This window comes from Spirosoma liriopis (assembly GCF_023196085.1).
Lineage (GTDB): Bacteria > Bacteroidota > Bacteroidia > Cytophagales > Spirosomataceae > Spirosoma > Spirosoma oryzicola.
In genome coordinates this window covers 1,585,779-1,597,518 of record NZ_JALPRF010000002.1, presented here as the reverse complement: position 1 = coordinate 1,597,518, position 11,740 = coordinate 1,585,779, and the positions used below count along the sequence as shown (strand labels likewise).

Genomic DNA, 11,740 nt, shown 5'->3' with positions numbered 1-11,740 from the left:
TGTCGGTTCATTCACTGCAAAAAGAGGGAAGGGTCGTTTCTCCGGTTGTGAAACGACCCTTCCCTCTTTTTATAAGACAGCGTTAGTACCGGCTGTCGTCATCATCATCTTCTTCCTCTTCTTCACCGAAATCCTTTCCCGGATTGAACATGGAACCAAGCAGGTCTTTAAATTGCTGACCCGTGTCGAGCGCTTTTTTGCCAATCAGTGAGTACTCAGCCAGACCATGCAGGGCAAATTCCATCATAAATAGCTTTTCGGGCTTGCTCAATCGTGGATGGAATTGATCAACCAGATCGTCCAGGCCATCAATCGTACGTAGCCGGGCTTCGTAATCGCGGTTGGTGAGTTCGCTTAAGATCTCCATGATATTGCCATCGCCAAACCAGTCCGTAATCTTCTTGTACGGATTACCTCGCTTGTCTTTTTTGGCTTTCTCCGGATTGGGGAAATACTGTAAAAACTGCGTACGCACCGCTTTCCCGATCAGGTTCTGCGCCACAATAACGGGGCCCTCCACTTCGCCTTCGTACACCAGCTCGACCTTCCCGCAAATAGCAGGCACAACGCCGTACAAATCGGCGATGCGGACGTACGTTTCTTTTTCGCTGTTCAGCAACGCCCGACGTTCGGCAGAAGAGAGCAAGTTTTCGTAAGCCGAAATGGTCATCCGCGCCGACACACCACTTTTTGAATCGACGTATTCGCTTTCCCGCGCTTCGAGTGCGATTTGTTCGATCAGATCGGTAATCAGGTCATTGGTTTTAACCATTCCCTTTTGCTCGGTCTTAACGATCGCTTCCTGCATTGTAATCTTCTTCCCGATTTCGATGGATTTCGGATAGTGCGTCACAATCTGCGAATCGATCCGGTCTTTCAACGGCGTTACGATACTGCCCCGGTTTGTGTAATCTTCGGGGTTGGCCGTAAACACAAACTGAATATCGAGCGGTAACCGAAGTTTGAAACCCCGAATCTGGATGTCCCCTTCCTGCAAAATATTGAACAGCGATACCTGAATACGGGCCTGTAAATCCGGCAACTCGTTGATCACAAAAATGCAGCGGTGCGAACGTGGAATCAACCCAAAGTGGATCGTCCGTTCGTCGGAGTACGGCAGCTTAAGCGTTGCCGCCTTGATGGGGTCCACATCACCGATCAGATCGGCTACCGACACATCGGGCGTAGCCAGTTTCTCGGTGTAGCGATCGTTCCGGTGCAGCCACGTTATGGGTGTCTGATCGCCTTTTTCGGCAATCAAATCCAGGGCAAAGCGCGACAGGGGCTGAAGCGGATCATCGTTCAGTTCAGACCCGGCAACTATGGGAATATACTCGTCCAACAAATTGACCATCAGGCGGGCAATGCGCGTTTTGGCCTGTCCGCGCAGACCAAGCAAATTGATGTGGTGCATCGACAAAATAGCCCGCTCCACATCGGGTATTACGGTATCTTCGTACCCCCAGATACCGGGGAAAACAACTTCTTTATCCCGTATCCGTTCGATCAGGTTATCGCGTAACTCCTGTTTAATAGATCGGGACATATACCCCGCGGCTTTCAGTTCGCCTAGCGTTGTAATTTTCAATAAATTCGATGACTTCAGGCTGCGGTAGTTCATTCGTGTTTTATGAATAACGGATACTGTACAACTGGTAATAGATTAACGAATTATGAGTCGTACTTTCGCGTGTTCTAGTCTATTTGCCGTACACTATTGCTAACAGGCTTTGGTAAGAAATGGTTTTTAGACAGTAAAATTGGCTACTTTTACTACGCAGCAACAAATGGTTGCGCCGGGCAAAACAGCCCTCTGCCAGTTATGAAGTCAGGTTCGGTCATTATTGCTTTTCTCTTTTTGCTACTGGGTCTCTCGGCCTGCCGCGTTAAGAATGCCCCCCCTGAGCTGACATCGCTTTTGCCCAAAGAAGCCTTTGTCGGTCAGGAAATTACCCTCGGCGGGTATCAATTTGGCAACGAGCCCACGGTAACGTTTACTTCGGCTGCGTCGGTTGTAGCGGGGCAGGTTGTTAGCGCGTCGGAGCAAAGCATTCGGGTAAAGATTCCGCTTGTTTCACCCGGCATAACGCAGGTTCGCGTGCAAACCAGTGAAGGCATTTCAGACCCGCTGCCGCTTAATGTTCTCCAACCTCCACCGTCAGTTGCCTCTATAGCTCCAGCCAATGGACTGCCGGGCTCGGAAGTAATCGTCACGGGAAATTATTTGAATCAGGTACAGGAGATTCGGTTCGAACAGACGCCGGCTATTGTTAAAGACAGTTCAGCGTCTAAGCTCACGCTTATCGTACCGGACAAGATGCCACGCGGCCCACTCAGCCTCGTCATTACCACCAAAGGTGGAGAGGTATCGTCCAGCTTTATTGTTGCCGGAACCCCGAAGATTACGAGCTTGTCGGGCAAGCAGGCCAAACCCGGTTCGGAACTGATCATCCAGGGCCAGAACCTGCTGGATGGCGTGGTACGCATCAATGGCTTAGCCACCGACCGCAACCAGACGACCATTAAAGACACCGAGATTCGTACGCTCATTCCAACGAATGCTACATCGGGCAAAGTGACGGTTACGGTCTTCGAAAAACTGGTAGCAACGAGCGCCGATAGTCTCCAGATTATTCTGCAACCGGCCATCGCCAACCTGAGCGCGCGCGACGGCATATCGGGCGACAAAATTATTTTAACGGGTCTTAATCTACGCGACGTTTCGGCGGTACTGTTTGGGACGGTGTCGGTTCCTTTCCGCGTAATCAGTGATACCCAGCTGGAAGCAACCGTACCGGCGCTGGGCGCATCGGCTCAGCTAACGGTTTCGGTCAACAGCGTCGGCGGCAACGCCAGTGCATCGGACCCGTTCCTTTATTACGTTGCCCCTTCCAACTTGGTTGTAAGCCCAACTCGTCAGGTACGTCTGCAACCCATCACGATCACGGGCCAGAATTTATACCGCATTACCGAAGTCCGAATTAGTGGCATTACCGTTCCTATTACTAGCCGCGTCGAGGGTTCCCAATTGGTCGTCAGCGTACCCGCCGATGCGGTCAGCGGACCAGTGACCGTCATAAACCGGGCGGGAACCGCTACGAGTCAAACACTGGTCGTGGTTCAGAAACCAGTAGTCAGCGCTCTTATTCCGGCGCAGGGCCGCGCGGGCGACCGTATTGTGGTACGCGGAAATTACCTTCAGAATGCGCAGTTTTTCTTTACCGGCTCAACCAGCGCAGCTGCCGACGGCGGCAAAAACGAAGAGACGGAACGATGGATCATTATACCGGATGATGCAAAAACCGGCCCGATTCGCGTGGTCAATACCACGAATGATGCCACGCTCACGGATGCCTTTACGGTTATTAACCTTCCAAGTGTCAGCGATTTTTCGCCCAAGACAGCGAAGGCAGGCGACGAAATTACCATCACCGGGCTCAATCTGACCAGCGTAACCACTGTCAAATTCAACGGTGGTACGTCGGCTGCGACTACGTTCCGGCTGTCGGGTAGCTCGCTCATTGTAACGGTCCCGGCGGGCGTCGTCACCGGGCAGATCTGCCTGACTAACGAAGCAGGAACCACGTGCAGCAGCGCGAATTTTACGCCCGCCAAGTAACCTGCGCCACGGTTGTCCCGAATACCTTTCTCTTGTGTGCGGACGAGATGTCTGCGTTACGGTTATCATGTAACGCAGACATCTCGTCCGCATTGAAAAACCAATCACCCCGCCACTAACTGACTAACTAACACCTCGTTGATACGAACGTAGCTTTCGTGTGTCCAGCCTGCGATATGTGGTGTAAGAATAACCCGATTCGACTGACGCAGGTAATCGAACGAAGCCTGTTGGTCAGGAGTGAGCTTGCTCAACTTTTCGTTCTCAAGAACATCCAGACAAGCTCCCCGCACTTTACCGCTTTCCAATCCGCGAACCAAAGCAGCCAGCGACGTTATTTCGCCCCGCGCGACATTGATGAGGTAGAACGGCTTGGCAAAACGGTCGATGAACGTATCGTTGATCATCATCCGTGTATCGTCGGTCAGCGGGATATGCAGGCTCAGCACATCGGCTTCCGCGATAATCTGCTCCAGGGAAGCTTCCTGCGCGAACGCGTCGCCGTAGTTGGTCAGGTATTTATCGTAGGCCAGCACGCGACACCCAAAGCCGCTGAGCCGCCGGGCCGTCGCACTGCCATTGTTGCCATACCCCAGCAAGCCAACCGTCAGGCTACCGAGTTCGTAGCCTCGATTTCCTTCGCGATCCCAGATTCCCTGCCGAACTTCTCGATCCGCTTTGACGATATTCGCCAGTAACCCCAGCAGCATACCAACCATGTGTTCCGCGACGGCATCGCGGTTGCCCATACCCGCATGAAACACCCGAACATTCCGTCGTTCGGCTGCGTCGAGGTCAATTAAATCGAGACCAGCCCCGGCCCGGCCAATGAATTGCAGGTTTGGTGCTCTACTAAAAATTTCTTCGTCTACCGTTGTTTTGCTTCGGATTATGAGTCCGTCAAAGGACGCTAACCGCTCCAGCAACCCTTCACGGGTGATTTTGGGTTGATAATCGTACACAAAGCCCGCTTCGTCGAGCATGGCAAAAAGCGACGGGTGCATTTCGTCGGCAATGAGAATAGAACGCTGATTCTGGGACATCCGTAGGGTTTTCGTAACTTGCGGCAATTACAGACATGGAACGCTGGGTAATCGCAACCGCCTGAACGTATTCAGAAGCGGCTGTTCAACATCCGACGTTCCTTCAAACTAGTTGGCGAAACTAACAAAAGTAGATGGAACAACGCCAATCCGACGAGCCAAACGAAACACGTACGCCCCCGACCACCGGTCCTGCACCGGATGATCGGCCAACCGATACTCAGTCAGCCCCGGCAACGCCAGCGGCTGACCAGCCAGAAACACCCCCGCGTCCCAACAACCAGCGGGAGCCCAATCAGCGACAGTTCAGCCAGCGGGACAATCGTCAGCCTAATAACCGGTCCAACGGTTCCAGGGATGAAAACGTACGTACTCAACGGAACGAACGGGAAGCCGGATCATCCGACCGTGGCTCCCGCGATCAGGGTGCCCCCAACCGCGGTCAGCGCGACGGCAATGCACCTAATCGTAACCAGCGTGAGACCGGAACGCCCGAACGCGTCGCCAATGAGAACGGCCAGCAAAATTCCCGTAACGATACACGCCCGAACGACCGGGATCGTAACAACGGGAATCGCGACCGAAACATTGATCCTCGGGAGTCGAGTGCGGCAGCGGCTCAGCAGGCCGAAGCAATAGGCCGTTCTGAGCGGGAACAGGGAGCCCAGGATCGGGGGCCGCGCGATGCCGGATCAGTCGTGCGCGAAGATCGACTGGTTATTGGTATCAGCTTGGGCGATTACAACGGTATTGGGCCTGAGGTGATCCTGAAAGCCCTGCAATACAACCGGCTACAGAAAATCTGCACGCCCGTCATCTATGGGTCCATGCGGGTGCTGAATCGGTATCGGAACCTATTGAATCTGAAAGACTGGAACCTGAACGGAGCGCCGACCATTGGGCAGATCAGTCATAAGATGACCAACGTGATCACGTGCTGGCCCGATCAGAATCAGGACATTCAGCCCGGTCAGGTGACGCCCGAAGCCGGACAAGCCGCTCTAGCGTGTCTGCAACGTGCTGTTGACGACATGAAAGCGGGTAAGCTGGATGCGCTCGTAACGGCCCCGATCAACAAGTACAACATCCAGTCGGAGGAATTTAAATTTCCGGGCCATACCGAATACCTGGCAGAGGAATTTGGCGTTCAGGACAACCTGATGTTTCTGGTCAGCGAACACCTGCGGGTTGGCGTCGTAACGGGGCATATTCCACTGGGTCGAGTTCGTCAAAACGTAACGCGCGAACGAATTGCGCAGAAGCTTACGATGATGATGCAGTCGTTACGGCAGGATTTCGGCATTGATAAGCCCAAAATTGCGGTACTGGGCCTCAATCCACACGCGGGCGAAGAAGGTCTGCTGGGAAATGAAGAACAGGAAATCATTAAACCGCTTATTACCGAGTGGCGCAACAAAGGACAACTGGTGTTTGGCCCCTACCCCGCCGACGGTTTCTTTGGCACCCAAAGCTACAGGAAGTTCGATGCGGTACTGGCTATGTACCACGACCAGGGCCTGATTCCGTTTAAAACGATTGCGTTTGAAGATGGCGTGAACTTCACAGCCGGTATGCCCGCCGTCCGAACGTCACCCGACCACGGGACGGCTTACGACATTGCCGGTAAAAATCAGGCGAACGAAACCTCCATGCTACAAGCTATTTATACAGCCGTCGATGTGGCTCGCCAGCGCAAAGAGTTTGCGGATCTCGAAGCGAATGCCTTAAAAAAACAACCGACGGAAAAATAATGCACTGTTTTTGGTACGCAGCCGTTCGTCATATGAACACCTGGTTCCTGACCGACTGGCTACGTACCAAAAACTTTAACCAATTCACAAATGCTTAAATCCATGACCGGCTTTGGCAACGCAACAGTAGAGGCTGGTAGCCTGTCTGTAACGGCCGAAGTAAAAACGCTCAATTCTAAATTTTTGGACATCTATTGCCGCATTCCCCGGCAGTTTTCCGACAAAGAAATCGAGTTGCGGGCGTTACTCACGCAGCAGTTGGAGCGAGGTAAAGTTGAGTTATCGATTAATCTGACCCGTACCAACGCCGTAAAACCCGGCGTGACGATCAATCGGCCGCTGGTCGGCGCTTATGTCGCTGATCTGAAAGAAACGGCCAATGGTATGCTCATGAGCGTTTCGGACAGCGACGTTTTGCAACTTGCTCTCCAACAACCGAATGCGTACCAAACCGAATCAGTGGACCCCACCTCCGATGCATCCGATTGGGCAACCATCCAGGCTGCGGTACAAGAAGCCATTCGCCGGTGCGACGAGTTTCGTCGGCAGGACGGAGCCGTTCTGGAAAGCAAATTTCAGGAATATATTCAAACCATTACAGACCGGCTGGCCGATGTTGAACAGCAGGACGTTCGGCGGATTCCAGCAGTTCGGGAGCGGATGCGTAACTCGGTCAAGGAACTGCTCGATAGCGAAACCTTCGATCAGAATCGTTTCGAACAGGAGCTGGTTTACTACGTCGAAAAGTTTGACATTTCGGAAGAGAAGGTTCGCTTGAAAAGTCATTTGGCGTATTTCCTGGAAGTCTTGTCGAGCGAAGAAGCCAACGGCAAGAAGCTAAACTTCATTTCTCAGGAAATTGGTCGCGAGATCAATACGATTGGTTCTAAAGCTAATGATGCGGCTATTCAGCGGTTTGTGGTCCAGATGAAAGACGAGCTGGAAAAAATCAAGGAGCAGACCATGAACGTGATCTAAGCAGCCATGCAAAAGCTTCCGCTTGATTTTTACCAATCGCATGATACGCTGACACTGGCCCAGCTGCTGCTTGGCTGCGAGCTGGTTCACGAAAGCCCGGAAGGGACAACTGCTGGCATCATTGTCGAAACCGAAGGCTACATCACCGGCGACCCGGCCTGCCATGCCTACCGTCGGCAAACGACCCGCAATGCCGCTATGTTCGGTCCTGCCGGAACGCTGTACGTTTATCAGATCTATAACCACCACAACTGCATCAACATCGTAACCGGACCGGAAGGTATTGGCGAAGCCGTACTGGTCCGCGCGCTGGAGCCGACGGAAGGAATCGACCTGATGGGCGTTCGACGCAACGAAGCCTTCAAAACGGGCTTTGAGCGCTACCGCAACAACACCATTGACCCGACTACCGCCGACGGTCAGCGCAATCTTTGTAACGGTCCGGGTAAACTGACGATTTCAATGGGTATCAACCGGCAGAACGATAATTTTGCCTCGCTGACAACCAGCAGTTTATTTATTCGCGGTCCGGTCCTGCACGATTTTGATATGGTCACGACCACACGGATTGGTATCACATACGGGGCTGATTTACCGTACCGGTACTACGTGAAAGGAAACCGATACATCAGCAAGAAGTAAACCGTGCTACACAAGGACGACTTAATCCGATGCGGGCTGTTTCGTGAAAAAATCGGCCAGTTTGATCTGATATAAACCACTCAATGTTGTGGCGTAAACCATCTTGCCAAGACTGGCAAGACCCGTTATCTTGTTGCCAGCCAGGCCGGTATTGATCAGTTGGTCGAATTTGTTTGTTTCTGAGTGGTAAGTCGAAAACGTTTCGGTTCCGTCGTCCAGCAAGAGTACCTGACTTTGCCCGTACGCAATCAGGCGACCATCGATCTCCGCAAAATTGACGTTACTGCTAAAGCTTATTTTGATCAGTTTTTGCCAGGTAAACCCTCCGTCTGTTGAGCGAACCAGTAAGCCATCATACTGCTGGTAGCCGTATAGTTTGCCTTTGTAGAAAAAGTACGTACTGGGGACAATCGATGGGGTAGGCACTTTTTTAACCGTTCCATCCGGGTAAATAGCGTACAGATATACGTCATTGAATAACAGGCTTTCGCCGGGCGTCGCTATAAAGTGGTCGCCTACAGCGATAGAAGTTCGTACGGACGTTTTGTAAGTTCCCGTCAGCGGTAGCGCTATTGGTACCAAACGGTAGTTGTTGTTCATCATCTCCTGGTAATTACTCCCTGTCGGCTTGAGCAGCGAAAAGACTTTTGATGTGTCTTTGCGGGATACCAGGAGTACCCCTTGTGAAGAATGTAGCAGTAATGTGTTTACCTGTTCGTTGAACGCGCCAAAGGATTGACTGTACCGGAAATCCTGAGCCGCAATCGTCAGATTTTTCGTAGAATCAAATAGGTCAGGATAAATACCGGCTCCGTTATCATTATAGTAGTCTGATTCCTGAAATGAATTGCCAATGTACGACAGACCCACTATTTTTTTATCAGTTTGTACAGACACGTACAGGTTATTACTGAGTATGGGCGGATACAGCGACAGACCCACGTTCGCGCTTCCCGCAGTTCCTAATCTCGGCACCATCCGCCCAAATCCTCCCGCTCGCACAAAAGACGAATCGCCCGCATCCAACTGGAAAAACCCTTCTGTACAGGCAACCACCAGCCGCTTTTGATTAGCGTGAGCGGCCAATAGAAATTTATTTTCAAGCGTGATATCTCCGTTGAGTTGCCAACTCGGAGCGGGGAGCGGTAGGGGCTGTTCGGCTGGTTCAACAGGCGCAATCTCTTTGGTTTTGCATCCGTTCAGCCCCAGCAGCAGAACCGTTAGAAGAATTATAATCAATGCATGGCCTACGAAGTTATTTGCTTTACAAATTCGGTAAAAAGCGTTCATGCCGTCGGAAAAGTGGGTAGTTTACGGGCTACTTTTGCCAAAAGTACCCACCTCGTGCAATTATACTGATTGAATCGTTTGCCCTATCGTCGTTTGGTAAGTACACCCACTAAGTCGTCAATTGATTGAATACCCAGTTGACGAGCCTGTTCCCGACGCATCATCAGGCAGTAGCTATTGTTGAATCCCAGCGGTTTTAGCCAACTGAGCTGGTACTTGTCAAGAAATTGCTGCTGGACAAATCGGTATACCGAGTCCGACTGCATGGGAAGCGTTTTTAACTGGTCAGCCGGTGGTTGCAGAATCACCAGTAAGCCCGTTCCGGTGTATTCGGGATAGAAATCAATCGCGTCCGTACGCAGAGCGTCAAAACAAATCTGTGTTCCTCCCAAGCCGGTGCGCGTTGCCACACGGAGTTGTGTCTGTCCTTCGATAAGCTGGCGGTACACTTCGGCCAGAATGTACTGTTCGGTAAACACCTTCGAGCCCATCACAACCGTCTCGGTTCGCTCACCCGGCGTCGGCGTTTTGTACAAACCCAGTTGGTTCAGAAAGGTACGGGCAACGACTTCCGGTGCTTTTTTTTCGTAATCGACCTGGTAGTTCAGGGCGGTCATTACCGAATCGGTCAGTTTTCCGGCCAGTAAATTGAGCGTCGGGCCAAGATCAGGATAGCGGTTAAGCGTTGTCTGACGGACAATCGGCGCGGCATCATAGGGCGGGAAAGCGTGACGGTTATCGGCCAGTACCAGCAGGTCATACGCTTTGATTCGCCCGTCGGTCGAGTAGCCGCTGATGATGTCCACCTGTTCCCGGCGGATGGCTTCGTACATCAAATTCTGATCGATGAGCCGAGGGCGAAGCTGTAAGCCGTACGTTTTTTGCAGACCGGGATAACCATCGGCCCGACCGTAAAATTCATGGGCAAACCCAGCAACGAGCTTATCTTCCCGACCCGGCAGCAGATAAAACGCCGACAAAAAAGGCACCAGCAGCAAGAACGTCACGGCACCGACCCGTAAGCGCTTCCCCGATAACCGCTGTAGGCGTGCCAACGCAAGATCGAAGCCAACGGCCAGCAGGGCTGCGGGAATCGCTCCGGCCAGCATCATGTTTACGTTACTGAGCGCGATACCGCTAAAAATAAACTCACCTAGTCCGCCAGCCGCCACATAAGCCGCCAGAGTCGCCACCCCAACATTGATAACCGTCGCCGTGCGGACACCCGCGAAGATAACCGGCAGGGCCAACGGAAATTCTACTTTTGTCAACACCTGCCGGTCGGTCATGCCCACCCCCTTCGCGGCTTCCTTCACCGACGGACTTACTTCGGTGATCCCCACGTAGGTATTGCGGATGATGGGTAAAAGCGCGTACAGGAACAGGGCAACCAGCGCGGGCCAGACACCGATACCAATCAACGGAATCAGAAACCCCAGCAGCGCGACACTCGGTACGGTTTGCAGAACACCCGCTACGCCCAAAACACCACTCGCCAGTCGGGGACGGCGGGCAATACCGATGCCCAACGGCACACCGATCATCAAGGCAAATAGCAGCGAAACAAACGTTAGTCCCACGTGGGTCAGGACTTGTTCCAGCAATTTATCGGCGTTCTGACGTATAAATTCGAGCATAGTTGTTGCGTGAATACGGCGATGGCGTTAGCCGAACAGGAAGCGGCATTTTTCCTTCGACTGTGATCAGACATCCATAAAATCCTTGACAAACGCGTTGGCGGGCTGCTGCCTTAGTTCATCGGGCGGGCCGATCTGGACAATGCGGCCTTTGTCCATCAGGACGATGCGATCCGCTAGTTCGAGGGCTTCCCCTACGTCATGCGTCACCAGCACGACTGTTGTTTCTTTTAACTCGTTCAACCCGAACAGTTCCCGGCGAACGTGACGACGCGTAAAAGGGTCCAGCGCGCCAAATGGTTCGTCCATGAGCACCACGGGCGGACGAGCGGCCAATGCCCGCGCCAGTCCAACGCGCTGACGCTGCCCTCCGCTTAATTCAGCCGGATAACGCGCCAGCAGGTTTTGGGGCAATTGCAGTTTTTCTAGTAATTCGCGGGTTCGCTGCTCAATCTGGGAGGTCTCCCAGGTCAGTAACTTCGGAACAGTAGCAATGGCCTCTGCAACGGTATAATGCGGAAATAACCCACCGTCCTGAATGACGTAACCAATGCGTCGGCGCAGTTCAGGACCGTTCTGCTGCCGGACATCAACCCCATCAACGCGAATCGAGCCCGTAGTAGGCTCGATCAGTCGGTTAATCATTTTCAACGTGGTGGTTTTGCCGCAGCCGCTTGTGCCCAGCAGAACCAGCGTTTCGCCACGCCCGACCGACAACGAAACGTCATCGACGGCCGTATGCGACGCAAATTGTTTGGTCAGGTTTTGAATCTCGATCAT

9 protein-coding genes are annotated in these 11,740 nt (G+C 52.6%); 4 read left to right on the top strand and 5 right to left on the bottom strand.

Going from position 1 to position 11,740, the window contains the following annotated elements:
- Positions 1-82: 82 nt before the first annotated feature.
- Positions 83-1,621 carry a P-loop NTPase family protein gene (locus M0L20_RS15610; RefSeq protein WP_248477858.1) on the bottom strand — a complete coding sequence of 513 codons (1,539 nt, stop codon included), beginning with the start codon at positions 1,619-1,621 and terminating at the stop codon, positions 83-85.
- A gap of 201 nt (positions 1,622-1,822) precedes the next feature.
- On the opposite strand from M0L20_RS15610, the gene M0L20_RS15605 reads away from it, so the two are divergent.
- Positions 1,823-3,619 (top strand): IPT/TIG domain-containing protein, encoded by a 1,797-nt coding sequence (locus M0L20_RS15605; RefSeq protein ID WP_248477857.1) that lies wholly within the window; start codon positions 1,823-1,825, stop codon positions 3,617-3,619.
- A 104-nt stretch (positions 3,620-3,723) separates the two neighbouring features.
- Here M0L20_RS15605 and M0L20_RS15600 read toward each other — a convergent pair whose 3' ends face one another.
- The gene (locus tag M0L20_RS15600) at positions 3,724-4,662 is read right to left on the bottom strand and encodes a 2-hydroxyacid dehydrogenase (protein WP_248477856.1); all 939 of its coding nucleotides are present in this window, start codon (positions 4,660-4,662) and stop codon (positions 3,724-3,726) included.
- 134 nt (positions 4,663-4,796) lie between these two features.
- On the opposite strand from M0L20_RS15600, the gene pdxA reads away from it, so the two are divergent.
- The 3 genes from pdxA to M0L20_RS15585 all read left to right on the top strand — a co-directional run bounded on the left by pdxA (position 4,797) and on the right by M0L20_RS15585 (position 8,033).
- Positions 4,797-6,413 carry a 4-hydroxythreonine-4-phosphate dehydrogenase PdxA gene (gene pdxA / locus M0L20_RS15595; protein WP_232561843.1) on the top strand — a complete coding sequence of 539 codons (1,617 nt, stop codon included), beginning with the start codon at positions 4,797-4,799 and terminating at the stop codon, positions 6,411-6,413.
- Between the two features lie 90 nt (positions 6,414-6,503).
- Complete coding sequence (locus M0L20_RS15590; protein ID WP_232561842.1) at positions 6,504-7,391, top strand: YicC/YloC family endoribonuclease; 888 nt, start codon at positions 6,504-6,506, stop codon at positions 7,389-7,391.
- A 6-nt stretch (positions 7,392-7,397) separates the two neighbouring features.
- Positions 7,398-8,033 carry a DNA-3-methyladenine glycosylase gene (locus M0L20_RS15585; protein ID WP_248477855.1) on the top strand — a complete coding sequence of 212 codons (636 nt, stop codon included), beginning with the start codon at positions 7,398-7,400 and terminating at the stop codon, positions 8,031-8,033.
- Between the two features lie 21 nt (positions 8,034-8,054).
- Here the strand turns inward: M0L20_RS15585 and M0L20_RS15580 are convergent, their stop codons facing one another.
- The 3 genes from M0L20_RS15580 to M0L20_RS15570 form a co-directional block, all read right to left on the bottom strand.
- On the bottom strand, positions 8,055-9,323 hold the full coding sequence (locus M0L20_RS15580; RefSeq protein ID WP_248477854.1) for a hypothetical protein: 1,269 nt from the start codon (positions 9,321-9,323) through the stop codon (positions 8,055-8,057).
- Between the two features lie 83 nt (positions 9,324-9,406).
- Positions 9,407-10,960: an ABC transporter permease/substrate-binding protein gene (locus M0L20_RS15575; RefSeq protein ID WP_248477852.1), complete on the bottom strand. Its 1,554-nt coding sequence runs from the start codon at positions 10,958-10,960 to the stop codon at positions 9,407-9,409.
- 66 nt (positions 10,961-11,026) lie between these two features.
- Entirely contained in the window at positions 11,027-11,740 is a 714-nt protein-coding gene (locus tag M0L20_RS15570; protein ID WP_248477851.1) for an ABC transporter ATP-binding protein, read from the bottom strand.